The organism is Streptomyces sp. NPDC059718, from assembly GCF_042733315.1.
In the GTDB taxonomy this organism is placed as follows: domain Bacteria; phylum Actinomycetota; class Actinomycetes; order Streptomycetales; family Streptomycetaceae; genus Actinacidiphila.
This window is the reverse complement of sequence record NZ_JBHWGA010000050.1, coordinates 24,269-40,363: the sequence shown is the minus strand read 5'-3', so window position 1 is coordinate 40,363 and position 16,095 is coordinate 24,269. Positions and strand designations below refer to the sequence as shown.

10 protein-coding genes are annotated in these 16,095 nt (G+C 71.5%); 9 read left to right on the top strand and 1 reads right to left on the bottom strand.

What is annotated here, in order from left to right; all coding sequences use genetic code 11:
- Positions 1–421 precede the first annotated feature (421 nt).
- Both ACFV3E_RS37795 and ACFV3E_RS37790 read left to right on the top strand, forming a co-directional pair.
- Positions 422–4,000 (top strand): S8 family serine peptidase, encoded by a 3,579-nt coding sequence (locus tag ACFV3E_RS37795; protein WP_500539683.1) that lies wholly within the window; start codon positions 422–424, stop codon positions 3,998–4,000.
- 461 nt (positions 4,001–4,461) lie between these two features.
- Positions 4,462–7,893, top strand: a complete 3,432-nt coding sequence (locus ACFV3E_RS37790) for a CARDB domain-containing protein (RefSeq protein ID WP_500539681.1) — start codon at positions 4,462–4,464, stop codon at positions 7,891–7,893.
- Positions 7,894–7,973: 80 nt separating this feature from the next.
- Here the strand turns inward: ACFV3E_RS37790 and ACFV3E_RS37785 are convergent, their stop codons facing one another.
- Complete coding sequence (locus ACFV3E_RS37785) at positions 7,974–9,428, bottom strand: MFS transporter (RefSeq protein ID WP_500539679.1); 1,455 nt, start codon at positions 9,426–9,428, stop codon at positions 7,974–7,976.
- Positions 9,429–9,593: 165 nt separating this feature from the next.
- Here ACFV3E_RS37785 and ACFV3E_RS37780 point away from each other — a divergent pair, with 165 nt between their 5' ends.
- The 7 genes from ACFV3E_RS37780 to ACFV3E_RS37750 all read left to right on the top strand — a co-directional run bounded on the left by ACFV3E_RS37780 (position 9,594) and on the right by ACFV3E_RS37750 (position 15,680).
- On the top strand, positions 9,594–10,034 hold the full coding sequence (locus ACFV3E_RS37780; protein WP_499509010.1) for a MarR family winged helix-turn-helix transcriptional regulator: 441 nt from the start codon (positions 9,594–9,596) through the stop codon (positions 10,032–10,034).
- 165 nt (positions 10,035–10,199) lie between these two features.
- Positions 10,200–10,952 carry an SDR family NAD(P)-dependent oxidoreductase gene (locus ACFV3E_RS37775; protein ID WP_500539677.1) on the top strand — a complete coding sequence of 251 codons (753 nt, stop codon included), beginning with the start codon at positions 10,200–10,202 and terminating at the stop codon, positions 10,950–10,952.
- 207 nt (positions 10,953–11,159) lie between these two features.
- Entirely contained in the window at positions 11,160–11,858 is a 699-nt protein-coding gene (locus ACFV3E_RS37770; RefSeq protein WP_500539675.1) for an SDR family oxidoreductase, read from the top strand.
- 170 nt (positions 11,859–12,028) lie between these two features.
- Positions 12,029–12,400 (top strand): ClpX C4-type zinc finger protein, encoded by a 372-nt coding sequence (locus ACFV3E_RS37765; protein WP_500372297.1) that lies wholly within the window; start codon positions 12,029–12,031, stop codon positions 12,398–12,400.
- A gap of 143 nt (positions 12,401–12,543) precedes the next feature.
- Complete coding sequence (locus ACFV3E_RS37760; RefSeq protein ID WP_499509014.1) at positions 12,544–13,014, top strand: cation:proton antiporter regulatory subunit; 471 nt, start codon at positions 12,544–12,546, stop codon at positions 13,012–13,014.
- 2 nt (positions 13,015–13,016) lie between these two features.
- Positions 13,017–14,255, top strand: coding sequence for a cation:proton antiporter (locus ACFV3E_RS37755; protein ID WP_500539673.1), 1,239 nt, complete (start codon positions 13,017–13,019; stop codon positions 14,253–14,255).
- Between the two features lie 171 nt (positions 14,256–14,426).
- Entirely contained in the window at positions 14,427–15,680 is a 1,254-nt protein-coding gene (locus ACFV3E_RS37750) for an MFS transporter (protein ID WP_500539672.1), read from the top strand.
- Positions 15,681–16,095 lie beyond the last annotated feature (415 nt).

The window sequence follows — 16,095 nt, the reverse complement described above, 5'->3', positions numbered from 1 at the left end:
GCAGCGCCGCCGGTCGAGTTCTCTTGTTTCCGGTCGGTAAATTCCGCGGACACTCCCCTGCGCACTGAACCAGCAGGTCACCAGGGCCGCTTGAGACTCCCTCGCCCGGCCGCCACGACCAGGACCATCCGAGCCGAAAACAGAGAACGCTACATTCCGATAGCCTCAGGTTCAAGCTCTTTACACGCCCTCTTCAGTGGTGATCGAATTCGTGCAATCATCCACGCTGGAGGGCAATGTGAGACCCCCTTCTACCCGAAGATATGCGGCGGCCGTGGCTGCTGCCGTTGTCGTCGCTCTCGTCACCCCTGGAGCGGCGAACAGCGTTCCTCCCTCCCCGTCGGCCACGGCGACACCCGCAACCGCCGAGGCACAACGCACGCCCGCACGGGTCACGTTGGTCACCGGTGACAAGGTGACGGTGGCTCAGGGGCCGAAGGGCACCGCGCCCGCGGTGGAGGTCGAGCGCGCCCCGGGGGCCACGGGCTCGGTGCGCGTCGCCACCGAGGGCGGGGACACCTATGTGTTCCCCGACGAGGCGGTGGCGTACATCGCGAAGGGGCTGCTCGACAAGCAACTGTTCAACGTCACAGAGCTGATAGCCCAGGGTTACGACGACGCGCACCTCAGCGCGCTCCCCCTGATCGTCACCCGCACCGAGGGCTCCGCCACCCTCACGTCCCGCTCATCGGCGCTGCCGGGGGCCGAGACCACGCGCAGCCTTCCCTCGGTCCGCGGCGAGGCGGTCCGCACCCGGCGGTCGAAGGCGGCGGACTTCTGGTCGGCCCTCACCGGTACCGCGCGGGCCGACGCCGAGGAAGTCGCGGCGGCGCCGCGGTTCTCCGCCGGCGTCGACAAGGTGTGGCTCGACGGCAAGGCGAAGGCGACGCTCGCCGACACCACGGCTCAGGTCGGGGCGCCCGCCGCCTGGGCCGCGGGAGGCACGGGGGCCGGGGTGCGGGTGGCCGTCCTCGACACCGGGGTGGACGCCACCCATCCGGACCTGGTGGACCGCGTCGTGGCGTCCCGCAGCTTCGTCCCGGACGGGAACGTCGTCGACCGGAACGGGCACGGCACCCACACGGCGTCCACCGTCGCCGGGACGGGCGCCGCCTCCGGCGGCAAGGAGCGGGGGGTCGCCCCCGGCGCCGACCTGCTGGTCGGCAAGGTCCTCGACGACAGGGGATCCGGGACCATTTCGGGGATCATCGCCGGGATGGAGTGGGCGGCGCGGACCGAGCACGCCAAGGTGGTCAGCATGAGCCTGGGCGTCAGCGGCTGGCACACCCAGGACGATCCGCTGAGCCAGGCCGTCAACCGGCTGAGCGCCGAGACGGGTGCGCTCTTCGTCATCGCCGCCGGCAACGACGGGCCCGGTGCCTACAGCGTGGCGGCGCCGGGGACGGCGGACGCCGCACTCACCGTCGGCGCGGTGGACGCGTCCGACCACCTCGCCGAGTTCTCCAGCGCCGGACCCCGCATGAACGGCGACGCCATCAAGCCCGACATGACCGCCCCCGGCGTGGACGTGCTGGCGGCGCGCTCGCAGTACATGGAGTGGGGCGAGGGCTTCTACCGGGTCGACAGCGGGACGTCCATGGCCACGCCCCATGTGGCCGGGGCGGCCGTCCTCCTGGCGCAGAAGCACCCGCGGTGGACGGGCCGGCAGATCAAGGACGCCCTGATGGGCACCAGCGTGCCGACCCCCGACTACAGCCCCTACCGGGCGGGCACCGGCCGGCTGAACGTGGCCGCCGCCTACAACCAGGACCAGGTCATCGCGACCGGGTCGGTCGACGCGGGGCTGGTGCGGTGGTCGCCCGGTGCGCAGCGGCAGCCGGTCAAGCGGCAGGTCACCTACACCAACACCACCGACCGTCCGATCACCTTGCAGCTCTCCGTCGACCGCGGCAACTCCCCGGCACAGGTGTTCGCGTTGTCCGGCGACCGCGTCACGGTGCCGGCGAACGGCACCGCCACCGCCGAGGTCGTGGTGAACCCGAAGGGCCTCGCGGCGGGTCAGTACGCCGCCCGGGTCACGGCACGCCTCGCGGGCGGTGAAGTCCACACGGCGGTCGGGGTCTCCGTGGAGTCCGAGAAGTACGACCTCACCATCCGCCTGAAGGACCGCTCCGGCCGGCCCGTGAGCGGCGAGGTCGAGATCCGGAGCGCGGACGGCGGCTCCACCTACCTGTGGGTTCCCGACGGGTCGCTGACCAGCCGCTGGGCGCCCCGTTCGTACATGGTCGCGTCGCTGGCGGACGTGCGGGGTCTCCACGGGCCCCACTCCCTCGGGCTCGCGGTGCTGACGGCCCCCGAGATCGAGCTCACCGGCGACCGCTCCGTGGTGCTCGACGCCTCCCGGGCCCGCCAGGTCAAGGTGGCGACACCGCAGCCGACCAGCGTGGTGAGCAGCAGGGTCGACCTGTACCGCTCCTTCACCTCCGGCACTCCCACTCCCGGCGACGGGAGCGCCCTGCGCGAGCGGATCTGGCCCTCGGCGACGTACGACAGCCTGTGGGCGCTGCCGACCAAGGACAAGGTGCGCAAGGGCAGCTTCGCCTTCACCACCAGGATCCGCGCCGAGCAGCGGCCCCTGGAGATCACCTACCGGGGCCACCGGCTCGACGACCCTCTCGTGCAGCCCGGTTCCCGGCCGCTGCGGGACGGCACCTCGCGCCTGGACGCCGTCTTCGCCGGCACCGGCACGCGGGCCGAGTACGCCGGCGTGGCCGCCCGCGGCCGGGCCGTGGTGGTCCGCGACAGCGACGCGGTGACCCCCGCCGATCAGGCCGCGGCGGCGCGCGCCGCCGGTGCGGCACTGCTCCTGGTGGTCAACGACCGTGAGGGCCGCGGCAGCGACTGGTACGGCGACCCCGACAAGGTGACGACCGGACGGCTCCCGGTCGCCTCGCTGTCCCTGGACGAAGGGGAGGCGCTGATCAAGGAGGCCACCGCCGCGGGCAGGAAGGGGGTGCGGCTGGCGGTCGAGGCGCATCCCGCGCCGGAGTACCTGTACGACCTGGTCGACCAGCACCTCGGAGGGATTCCCGCGGATCCCTCCGCCAGGACGGACGCCCGCAGCCTCGCGCGCGTCGACGTCGACTTCACCCCGCCTCCCGGGCGGCAGGTCACCGAGTCGCGGCTGGACTTCCCGTCGTACGACTACCCGCCGTACAACGGGTTCTCGCCCAACGCGCTCCCCGCCGAGGTGGCCGCCCCCGGGCGCCGCACCGACTGGGTCACCGCCGGCGTCACCTGGCAGCAGAACGCCGCACTGGACGGCTGGGGCGGCTCGTCGACGGACCTGGTGACCTACCGGGCGGGCAGCGTGCACAAGGACCGCTGGTTCGGGCCGATCACCCGGCCTCGCATGGTCACCTCCGACCTCCCCTACCGGGGCGACAACGCGATGAGCGCCTACATCCAGGGGTTCGGCGACGCGGGGTCGGCGCACAGCGGCGGGTCTGGCATGTACCAGGCGATCTCCTTCTACCAGGGCGACCGGCAGCTGACCCACATGGAGGGCTTCCCCTGGTTCGGCGTCGGTGACCTGGCGCCCGAGAAGCTCCCGTACCGGCTGGTCGTCGACACCAGGGGCGACACCGCGCTCAGCCCCTACTCCACCGCCACCCGCACCGAGTGGCGCTTCAGCTCCGGTGCCCCGGAGGGTGTGCAGGCCGTCCCGTTGGTGCAGTTGGACTACGGCACGGCACTGGACGCCGAGGGCCGGGCGCAGCGCAGGACGGAACTCTCCGTCACTCCGGTGGTGCTCGGCAGCTCGGCCGCCGGGGACGCGGTCTCCTCGGTCCGGCTGGAGGTCTCCTACGACGACGGCACGACCTGGCTGCGGCAGGGGCTCAAGCAGAAGAAGGGCACCTGGCAGGCGGCTCTGAACGCGCCGCACCGGGCCGGCTACGTGTCGATCCGCGTCACCGCCGAGCAGCGCAACGGCGGCGGAGTCACCCAGACCGTCACGCGGGCCTTCGGCCTGAAGTGACACCGTGAGGGGCCGGTGCCCGGCACGACATCGTGCCGGGCACCGGCCCTTTCGCGTGCCCGAAGCCAGCGATCTTGCGTAGAGCACTCAATAAATTGCGCTCCCTCCGAGCATGCGTCACGCCGAAGCCGACTGATCCGACGGCCGTCCGGAGGGTCTACCAGGGTCTATTCCACTACGGCTCACATGCCCACGCGCGCAAGCGCTCCGCAAGTGACGCAAGCACGACTCGGCCTCAACTACCCCTGAATTACAAGCTGTTGACAAACCCGAGACGTACGAGAAACCTAATGACGCAGTTTCCGCAAGAAGTTGACTGGCTGACTCAATTGGCGTGCATGGCCGGCTCTCATGTCGGGACGATCCCCTTCGGTCCCCGCTTCCCCTGCTTCTCCTGCTCCTCCTGGTTCCTCCTCGCCCGGCTGCCGCGCTCCCCGCCCCCCCACGGAATAGAGGACCCCATGAATTGGAGACCCCTCGGCCGACGGTCGCTGTCCGCCGCCGTCCTGGCCGGGCTCATGACGGTCGGGCTGTTACCGATCTCCGCCACCGCCCAGGCAGCCCCCACGGCCTCGGACGCTGCCGCCGCCGATGTCAACCTCGCCCTCGGCCGCCCTGCCACGGCGGGCGGTTCCCTCGGCGCGTACCCGGCCGGGAACACCACCGACGGCGCCCAGGCCTCCTACTGGGAGGGCCCGGCCGGCTCCTTCCCCCAGTGGGTGCAGGTCGACCTCGGCGCCACCCGAGCCGTCGACCGGATCGTGCTCAAACTGCCCTCCGGCTGGGAGACCCGGACCGAGACGCTCTCCCTGCAGAGCAGCACCGACGGATCCTCGTTCACCACGCTCTCCGCCTCCGCCGGCCGGGTGTTCAACCCGGCCCAGGCCAACACCGTCGCCGTGGACCTGAGCTCGCCCGTCAACGGCCGGTACGTCCGCGTCAACGTCACCGGCAACACCGGCTGGAACGCCGCGCAGCTCTCCGAGCTGGAGGTGTACGGACAGGACGGCGGCAGCACCGACCCGCCGCCCACCGGCACCAACCTGGCGCGCAACAAACCGGTCGAGGCCACGTCGTCGACGCAGACCTACGTCGCCGCCAACGCCACCGACGACTCCACCTCCACCTACTGGGAGGCGGCCGGCCACCCGGCGGACCTCACCGTGAAGCTGGGCTCCGCCGCGGACGTCACGGCCGTGGTGGTCAAGCTCAACCCGGACCCGGTGTGGGGCGCCAGGACCCAGGGCATCCAGGTGCTGGGCCGCGGGGCGTCCGACACCGGCTTCACCTCGCTGCGCGACCGCGCGGACTACGCCTTCAGCCCGGGAACGGGCAACGCGGTGACCATCCCGGTCAGCGGCCGCTGGGCCGACGTGCGCCTGCGGTTCTTCTCCAACACCGGCGCGCCCGGCGGGCAGGTCGCCGAGTTCCAGGTCGTCGGCACCGCGGCGCCCGCGCCCGACCTCACCGTCACGGGCCTGACCTGGTCACCGGCCGCCCCGTCGGAGCGGGACCCGGTCACCGTGAACGCCGGTGTGCGCAACGCCGGCACCGCGCGCTCGGCCGCGACGACCGTGGACGTCAGCGTGGAGGGCACGGTCGCCGGCAGCGCCGACGTGCCCGCCCTCGACCCGGGTGCGTCCGCCACCGTCGCCGTCTCCACCGGCACCCGCGCGGCCGGCAGCTACGCCGTCTCCGCGGTGGTCGACCCGCGCAACACGGTCGCCGAGCTGGACGACACCAACAACAGCCGGAACGCCGCGGACCGGCTGGTCGTCAGCCAGGCCCCCGGCCCCGACCTCGAGGTGACCTCCATCGCCACGAACCCGGCGAATCCGGCCGTGGGCGCGTCCGTCTCCTTCACCGTCGCCGTGCACAACCGCGGCATCACCGCCGCCGCGGCGGGCTCGGTGACCCGGCTCCAGGCCGGCACCACCACGCTGAACGGCACGACCGGTCAGGTCGCGGCCGGTGCCACGGTCAACGTGGCGATCAGCGGCACCTGGACGGCGACCGCCGGCGGGGCCACACTCACCGCCACCGCGGACGCCACCGGGGTCGTCACCGAGACCAACGAGAACAACAACGTGCTCACCAAGTCCCTCGTCGTCGGACGCGGCGCCGCCCTGCCGTACACCGAGTACGAGGCCGAGGACGGCCGCTACCAGGGCACCCTGCTCACCGCCGACGCCAAGCGGACCTTCGGGCACACGAACTTCGCCACCGAGTCCTCCGGCCGCAAGTCCGTCCGCCTCGACTCCGGCGGACAGTACGTCGAGTTCACCTCCACCACGTCCACCAACTCCATCGTGGTGCGCAACTCCATCCCCGACGCCTCCGCCGGCGGCGGAGCCGACGCCACCATCAGCCTGTACGCCGACGGCACGTTCGTGCAGAAGCTGGACCTGTCCTCCAAGCACAGCTGGCTGTACGGCAGCACCGACGACCCGGAGGGGCTGACCAACCGGCCGGGCGGCGACGCGCGGCGGCTGTTCGACGAGGCGCACGCGCTGCTGTCGCGCACGTACCCGCAGGGCACCACGTTCCGTCTGCAGCGCGACGCGGGCGACTCGGCGGCCTACTACGTCATCGACCTGATCGACCTGGAGCAGGTGGCTCCCCCGCTGAGCAAGCCGGCCAACTGCACCTCGATCACCGAGTACGGGGCCGTCCCCGGCGACGGGCTGGACGACACCGACGCCATCCAGCGGGCGGTCACCGCCGACCAGAACGGCCAGATCTCCTGCGTGTGGATCCCGGCCGGGCAGTGGCGGCAGGAACAGAAGATCCTCACCGACGACCCGCTCAACCGCGGCCAGTACAACCAGGTGGGCATCAAGGACGTCACCATCCGCGGCGCGGGCATGTGGCACTCCCAGCTCTACACCCTGACCCCGCCGCAGAACGCCGGCGGCATCAACCACCCGCACGAGGGCAACTTCGGCTTCGACGTCGACGGCAACACCCAGATCTCCGACATCGCCATCTTCGGCTCGGGCACCATCCGCGGCGGCGACGGCAACGCCGAGGGCGGCGTCGGCCTCAACGGGCGCTTCGGCAAGGACACGAAGATCACCAACGTGTGGATCGAGCACGCCAACGTCGGCGTCTGGGTCGGCCGTGACTACTCCAACATCCCCGAACTGTGGGGCCCCGGCGACGGACTGGAGTTCACCGGCGTCCGGATCCGCGACACCTACGCCGACGGCATCAACTTCGCCAACGGCACCCGCAACTCCACCGTCTACAACTCCTCGTTCCGCAACACCGGCGACGACGCGCTGGCGGTGTGGGCCAGCAAGTACGTCAAGGACACCTCCGTCGACGTCGGCCACGACAACCACTTCCGCAACAACACCATCCAGCTGCCCTGGCGGGCCAACGGCATCGCGGTCTACGGCGGCTACGGCAACACCATCGAGAACAACATCGTCTCCGACACGATGAACTACCCGGGCATCATGCTCGCCACCGACCACGACCCGATCCCCTTCTCCGGTCAGACCACCATCTCGGGCAACGCCCTGTACCGGACGGGCGGCGCGTTCTGGGGCGAGGCGCAGGAGTTCGGCGCCATCACGCTCTTCGCCCAGGGCACGGACATCCCGGGCGTGACCATCCGGGACACCGAGATCCACGACTCGACCTACGACGGCATCCAGTTCAAGACGGGCGGCGGCTCCATGCCCGGCGTCAAGGTCACCGACGTCCGCATCGACAACTCCGTGGGCGGCTCCGGCATCCTCGCGATGAGCGGCGCCCGCGGCAGTGCCACCCTGACCAACGTCACGATCACGAACTCGGCCCAGGGCAACGTACTGATCGAGCCCGGCTCCCAGTTCACCATCACCGGATCACCGAACGGCGCGTCCGCGGCACGCAGGTCCGTCTGAAACCGGCGGGGTCCCCGGCTCACCGCGAACCGGGGACCCCGCATGCCGCCGCCGCACCGCACGCCCTGCGGTGCGGCGGTTCAGCCGTCCAGCGCCGCCTTGCGGAACTCGGGGGCGGGCGCGGGCTCGGCGTCGCCCGACGCGGCGCGGGCGGCCGGGATGGCCATGGCGACGAGCGCGGCGACCAGCGCGATGCCGCAGCCGATCACCAGGCCGGTGCGGAAGCCGTTCTCGGAGGTGAAGGTGTAGCCGCCCACGGTCGTGGTCATCTGCGAGAGGACGACACCGATCACGGCTGCGCCCACCGAGGTGCCGAGCGAACGCATCAGGGCGTTGAAGCCGTTGGCGGCGGCGGTCTCCGACAGCGGGACCGAACCCATGATCAGGGCGGGCATCGATCCGTACGCGAGTCCCACGCCGCTGTTGACGACCATGACCGCCAGCATCAGACCCCAGGCGGAGCCCGTCAGCACCAGCGACAGGCCGTACCCGGCGGCGAGGACCAGGGCGCCGCACATCAGGGTGAACTTGGGGCCGCGGGCATTGGTCAGCTTGCCGCCCAGGGGAGAGACGATCATCATCATGATGCCGCCCGGCAGGAGCCACAGACCCGCCGCGAGCATGGACTGGCCGAGGCCGTAGCCGGTCGCCTTGGGGAACTGCAGCAGCTGCGGGACGACCAGCATCCCGGCGTACATGCCGAAGCCCACGAAGACCGAGGCCAGGTTGGTGATCAGCACCCGGGGCCGGGCCGTCGTCCGCAGGTCGACCAGAGGGTCGCGGGTGCGCAGTTCCCACCAGCCCCAGCCGGCCAGCACGACGACGGCGGCACCGAACAGGCCGAGCGTGGTCGCCGAACCCCAGCCCCAGTCGGCACCCTTGGAGACGGCGAGCAGCAGGCAGACCAGTCCGACGCCCAGGCCGAGCGCGCCGGGCACGTCGAAGCGCTGGCCCTTGGCGCCGGCGGGAACCTCGGGGATGAAGAACCAGATCAGCACCGCGACGACGGCGGCCAGGCCCGCGGAGCCCCAGAAGAGCACGCGCCAGTCGGCGTACTGGGCGATCGCGGCGGCGATCGGCAGGCCCAGGCCGCCGCCGATGCCCATGGAGGCGCTGACCAGGGCGATGGAGGAGCTGAGCTTCTCCGCGGGGACCACGTCACGGAGCAGCGCGATGCCGAGCGGCACCATGCCCATGCCCATGCCCTGCAGACCCCGTCCGACGATCATCGGCGTGACGGAGGACGACAGGGCACACACCACCGATCCCGCCACGAGCGGCACCGAGCAGACGATCAGCATGCGCCGCTTGCCCACCAGGTCGCCGAGACGCCCGAAGACGGGCACGCACACGGCCGCCACCAGAAGGGTGGCGGTGATCACCCAGGCGGCGTTCGAGGACGAGGTGTGCAGGATCTGCGGCAGCTCCGTCAGCAGCGGGGTGACGAGCGTCTGCATGATCGCGGCGGTGATGCCGGCGAGGGCCAGCGTGGCGACCACGCCCCCTGCACGGGCTGTGGGTTGTGGGGCGTTCATGACGGCACTCCTCGCCTGACGGTCCTGCGTTCGGGATCGATGTGCATCGTACATAGGAAGTGCATCGCGCACATGATGTGGCTGGTGCACGCGCTGTGCGAGGATGACAGCGGGCGCCGCACACGCACTTCGGCGGCCCGGCGGACGGCAGGAGGCGGAAGACGTATGGGCAGGTCCACCCACGAGGTCGAGTACGAGCAGATGCTCCTCAGCCGCCACGAACTGCTGCGCCACAGGTCCGGCGCCCTGGACCGCAGCGCCTACATCCTCCTCAGCCGCATCCGGGTCCAGGGGCCCATGTCGATCGGCGAGCTGAGCGAGGCCTTCGCGCTCGACGCCTCGACCCTCAACCGGCAGACCGCCGCGGCCATGCGCGCCGGGCTCGTGGAACGCATCCCCGACCCGGAGGGCGGCATGGCACGCAAGTTCCGCATCACCCCCCAGGGCGCCCGCATGCTGGACGAGGAACGCGACGCCATCATCGGCGGCCTGGACAAGGTCATGGCCGACTGGCCGGACCAGGACATCGCCGCCTTCGCCTCCTACCTCAGGCGCTTCAACACCGACATCGAACGCCTCGCCGGGCGGCCCTGGCCCCGCCCCTGAACCGCCGGGCGCCCGGCCGGCGGACCGCCAACCCACCTCGCCGCCACAATATTTGACGGGTCAAGCACTCCTCGATTTACTTGACGCAGCAATCTCTTCTGCGACGGTCCGGCTCGCCCGCGCCGTCACCCGCGGAAGTACCCGTCATCCCTTGGAGGTTGTGCAATGGGACGTCTACCGGGCCGCGCCGCGCTCGTCACCGGTTCGACGAGCGGCATCGGGCGTGCGGTCGCGGAAGCCCTGGCACGCGAGGGTGCCACCGTCGTGGTCACCGGGCGCAGCGCGGAGCGCGGTGCCGGGGTCGTCGAAGGGATCACGGCGCAGGGGGGCCGGGCGCACTTCGTCCAGGCCGATCTGGCGGTGGGCGGTGCGGAGGTCCGGCGGCTGGCACAGGAGGCGTCGGCGGGCGCGGGCGGGCCGATCGACATCCTGGTGAACAACGCCGCGTACCTGGTGCCGCCGCAGTCGATGACGGAGGCGACCGAGGAGCAGATCGACGAGGCGCTGGCGGTCAAAGTCAAGGTCCCGTTCCTGCTGACGGCCGCGCTGGTGCCCGCCATGGTGGAGCGCGGCGCCGGATCGGTGATCAACGTGGGGTCGATCAACGGCGTCGTCGGCATGGACTTCGCCGCGCTCTACGGCGCCACCAAGGCCGGCCTGCACTCGCTGACGAAGTCCTGGGCGGTCGAGCTGGCCGCCAAGGGTGTGCGGGTCAACACCGTCGCCCCCGGCCCAACCGTCACCGAGGCGAACGAGGTCTACCGCACCCTGCTGGAGAAGCTCGCCCAGAACTACCCCGCCAAGCGGCCGGGCACCGCCCAGGAGGTCGCCGCCGCGGTGGTCTTCCTCGCCGGCGACGACGCCGCCCACATCCACGGCGCCACCCTCCCGGTCGACGGCGGCGCCCTCGCCCTCTGAGGCGGACATCCAGGCCCCGTCTGCGGCCCCCCTCCGGCCCCACCTGCGGTTTCGCGGGTGGGGCCGTGTCGTCGCCATGATCGACGAGCTCTGACTATCATTATTGAATCCAGATGCTAGCCTGGAACCGCCGCGGACCCCGAAGGACCGCGTGCCCGAGCTGTGTCCGGTGCCCTGCCGAGAGGGCGTGTCGCAAAGGAAAGCCGTATGGACATCAAGGGATCCGTCGCGCTGGTGACGGGAGCCAACCGAGGGATCGGGCACGCGTTCGCCCGGGCGCTCCTGGAGCACGGCGCGGCCAAGGTCTACGCCGGAGTCCGCGACCCGAAGAGCGTGACCGATCCGGATCTCGTCCCGCTGCGGCTGGACGTGACGGACGAGGCGCAGATAGCAGCGGCCGCCGGGGCGGCGGGCGACGTCTCCCTCGTGGTCAACAACGCCGGCATCGGCGGCGCGACCACCGGGCTGCTGTCGGGTGGCCTCGACGGCGCGCGGCAGGCGATGGAGGTCAACTACTTCGGCACGTGGGCGGTGTCCCGGGCCTTCGCCCCGGTGCTGGCCCGCAACGGCGGTGGGGCGCTGGTGAACATGCTGTCGCTGGCCTCCTGGGTCGGGCAGCCGCAGTTCCCCGGCTACGCCGCGTCCAAGGCCGCGCAGTGGTCGCTGACGGACGCCCTGCGCAAGGGCCTGCACGACCAGGGCACCCTGGTCGTCGGTGTGCACTGCGGATTCGTGGACACCGACCTGAGCGCGTGGACGGACGCGCCGAAGATCAGCGCCGCCAGCGTGGCGGAACTGACCATGGAGGCCCTGACCCACGACCGGTTCGAGGTCCTCGCCGACGAGCAGACGCGAAGCGTCAAGGCCGCCCTGTCCCAGCCCCCGACCGTGGGGTCCGCGGCCTGATCCGGCCGGCCCCGGTCCCGCCACACGGCGGGGCCGGGGCCGCCGTCATCGGAGGTGACACCTCCCCATCCGCCCGACACCGGCGGGGAGATGGCGTACGCGAACGGCTTGTCAGGGTTTCCCTGACGCCCTACGGTGTCAGGGAAACCCTGACAACCCAGGAGTGAGCCGTGCCCCCCTCTGGCATCCAGGACGAATTCACCCGGTGCTCCTTCTGCGGCAAGCCGGACCGCGAGGTCGAGAAGCTGGTCGCGGGCGCGGGCGTGCAGATCTGCAACGAATGCGTGGCGCTGTCCGCGTCGATCATCGACGGGAGCCTGGGCACTCCGCCGGGACCTCCCCTGCCGCTGTGGGCGTCGCTGACCGACGCGGAGATGCTGGGCCACATCCCGCGGGTCGCCGCGCACATCGACCAGGCCGAGGCAGATCTGCGCTCGTGGGTGCAGGAACTGCGGCGCCGCGGTGTCACCTGGACCCGGATCGGCGAAGCCCTCGGGATCACCCGGCAGTCCGCGTGGGAGCGGTTCTCCGGCGAGGAGTGACCGCCGCCGCCCCCTGCTGCCCGGCCATGCGACCGACGCCTTCGGAATAGAACGCTCCGGATGAACGTAATAAGGATGTAAAAGTCGCTGGTCAAGAGCACGCCGTCCACGGTGGTGGAGTGCGGGTCGCCTGGGAGGCAGGAGTGGGCATACGGCGGACGACCCTTCCGGGCATCGGCACGCAGTACGACGTGACCACACGGACCGGGCGGAACCTGTCGGTGGTGGTCCACCAGGACGGACGCAGGTTCCTCGGCTTCTACGAGGCCGACGATCCCGACGCGTGCGGGATGTCGGTCCCGCTGGAAGCCGACGAGGCCGCCGGGCTGGCGCGGTTGCTGGACCCGACACCGCTGGAGGCCGTGCGGACGGAGGGCATCGGGCTGGTCACCGAGCAGATCCCGGTGGACTCCAGGTCGCCGTACGCGGGACGGCCGCTGGGTGACACCCGTGCCCGCACGCTGACCGGGGCCTCCGTCGTGGCCGTGATGCGGCGGACCACCGCGCACCCCTCCCCCGGGCCGGACTTCCGGCTGGCGATCGGCGACACGCTCGTGGTGGTCGGCACGCGTGAAGGCGTGGACGCGCTGGCCGCGATCGTGGCGGGGCAGTGACGATGCACGACACCACCGCGCTGCTCATCGAGCTCGGCGCCGTCATCCTCGGGCTGGGCCTCATCGGGCGCTTCGCCGGCCGGATGGGGCTGTCGCCCGTCCCGCTCTACCTGCTGGCCGGACTGGCCTTCGGGCACGGCGGCATCGTGCCGCTGTCGGCGAGCGCGGACTTCATCTCCGTGGGGGCCGAGATCGGCGTGGTCCTGCTGCTCCTGCTGCTCGGCCTGGAGTACAGCGCGTCGGAACTGGTCACCAATCTGCGCGCGCAGTACCCGTCGGGGGTCGTGGACTTCGTCCTCAACGCGGTACCCGGCGCGGTGACGGCACTGTTGCTGGGGTGGGGGCCGGTGGCCGCCGTCGCGCTGGCAGGTGTCACCTGGATCTCCTCGTCCGGTGTCATCGCGAAGGTGCTCACCGACCTCGGCCGGCTCGGCAACCGCGAGACGCCCGTGGTGCTCGGCGTCCTCGTCATCGAGGACCTGGCCATGGCGGTCTACCTGCCGCTGCTGACCACCCTGCTGGCGGGCCTGGGCCTGGCGGCCGGGGGCGTGACGCTGGCGATCGCCCTCGGCACCGTGGGCACGGTGCTGTACCTGGCGTTGCGCCACGGCCGGCTGCTCAGCAAGGCGGTCTCCACCGACAACCCCGAGATGCTGCTGCTGGTCGTGCTCGGCCTGGCGCTGGTGGTGGCGGGCATCACCCAGAAACTGCAGGTGTCGGCGGCCGTCGGGGCGTTCCTGGTGGGCATCGCCCTGTCCGGTGAGGTCGCGGCGGGAGCGGGACGTCTGCTCACACCGTTGCGCGATCTGTTCGCCGCCGTCTTCTTCGTGTTCTTCGGGCTCTCCACCGATCCGGCGGCGATCCCGCCCGTGCTGCTCCCGGCGCTGGCCCTGGCGCTGGTCACCACGGGAACCAAGATCGTCACCGGCTGGTACGCCGCCCGGCGGGCGGGCATCCATGCGCGGGGCAGACTGCGGGCGGGTGGCGCGCTCGTCGCACGCGGGGAGTTCTCCATCGTCATCGCGGGCCTCGCCGTCGCCACACAGCCCCGCATCGGGCCCCTGGCCACCGCGTACGTCCTGATCCTGGTCGGCATCGGGCCCCTGGCGGCCCGCTACACCGAACCCGCGGTCACCGCGCTCGGCCGGCGCCTGCGGCGTGACGCCTTCGCGCCTCCGCTGCCGGGGGCCGTCGAGGCGTTCGAGGTGACGCCGCCCGAGGACTCCCCCGTCCGGCGGTGACGGCGGTCATCTCCATCAGAGATGACAGATATCGTGATGCATCTTCCACACGAAGGAAGTAATCGTCCGGTCGGGGCGCTGCAGCATGCATCCGAGCGGCGCGAGGAGTTGCTCGGTCGCCACTCCACCCGCCCGAACCGCACCTCGGTTCCCGACACGAGAAGGTCCCTCGTGTCCGCTCCCCGCACGATCAGGTCCCTGCGTCGTCCGGCCACCGCCGGGGCCGCCCACGGCGTTCCGGGATGGCTGGTCGGGCTGCTCGCCGTCGCCTCCGGGATGACCGTCGCCAACCTGTACTACGCCCAGCCGCTGCTGGCGTCGCTGAGCACGGTCTTCCACCTCGGTCCGGCAGCGGCCGGCACTTTGATCACGGTGACCCAGATCGGCTACGTGGCCGGCATGGTCTTCCTGGTCCCGCTCGGCGACCGGCTGGAGAAGCGCCGGCTGGTCACCGCGCTGCTGACCGTCACCACGGTCTCCTTGGCGGTGGCGGGTTTCGCCACGAGCTTCCCGATGCTCCTCGTCGCGTCCCTGGTCAGCGGTGCCACCTCCGTCGTCGCACAGATCCTGGTGCCGTTCGCGGCGAGCCTCGCGCCCGACCGCGCCCGCGGCCGCATCATCGGGCGGGTGATGAGCGGACTGCTCGCCGGGATCCTGCTGTCCCGCACCGTCAGCAGCCTGGTATCCGACCTCGCCGGCTGGCGCTACGTCTACCTCGGCTCCGCGGTCCTGATGGCGCTCCTGGCCCTGGCGCTGCGCGCCGCCCTGCCGCAGCACGCCCCGACGACCTCCCTGTCGTACGGGCGGGTCCTGCGTTCGACCGCGCGGTTGGTGCGGACGCATCCGGCGTTGCGACGCCGGGGGCTGTACCAGGCGGCCATGTTCGGGACGTTCAGCGTCTTCTGGACCCCCGTCTCCTTCCTCCTCACCGGCCCGTTCCACTACTCGCCGATCGGCGTCGCGGTCTTCGCGCTCGTGGGCGCGGCGGGTGCCGCGGTGGCACCGCTGGCGGGCCGCTGGGCGGACCGCGGCCTCGTCCGCCCGGTCACGGGGATCGCCCTCGGCGTGGCGGCCGCGGCCTTCGCCGTCGCGGGCTTCGGGCAGCACAGCATCATCCTGATCGCCTTCGCCGCGGTCCTGATCGACATGGCCGTGCAGACCTCGCTCATCCTCGGGCAGCACACGATCTACCAGCTCGACGCCGCCGCGCGGTCGCGGCTGAACAGCGCCTTCATCGCGATCTTCTTCGTGGGAGGCGCGCTCGGGTCGCAACTCGGGGCGGTGGCCTACCACGCGGACGGCTGGACGGCGGTCAGCGTCCTCGGCGCCGCGCTGCCCCTGATCGGCCTCGGCTACTGGGCGACGGAGCGTCGCGGCGCCCGCAAGGGCGCGGAGGCCGCGACCGCGCAGCCCCCGTCCCGGTGACGGATCCGGCAGCCTCCGCGAAATGACCATGCGTCAGGCGTGACCTTCGGGTCCTTGGTTCGGAGCCGCGTAGCGGCGGAGTTCCCTGCGTGTCCGTACCATGCCATGCCGACCGACCCTGTTGAACCCTCCCCCTGCTTGAAGCAGGGGGATTCCTGGCTCAGGAAGCCCTGCAGGTCAGCGACCCGCAAGGTCTTACTCCATCAACACCAGCCGGGATGGAACCTGCCCGGTCGTGTACGGCAAAGCTGAGGTGGCTCGTGCTTGGTTCTCGCAACGCGCCGTCGCGCTGGCTTGGTTCTCGCTCAGCACGACACACACATTACCCGCCGGCCTTTCGCCCTGGGGGCGAAACCCCTTTCCCTGCCCTGCTCCGCAGGGGTCCGATCACTCCCCGGCCTGAACGCCGGGGCAT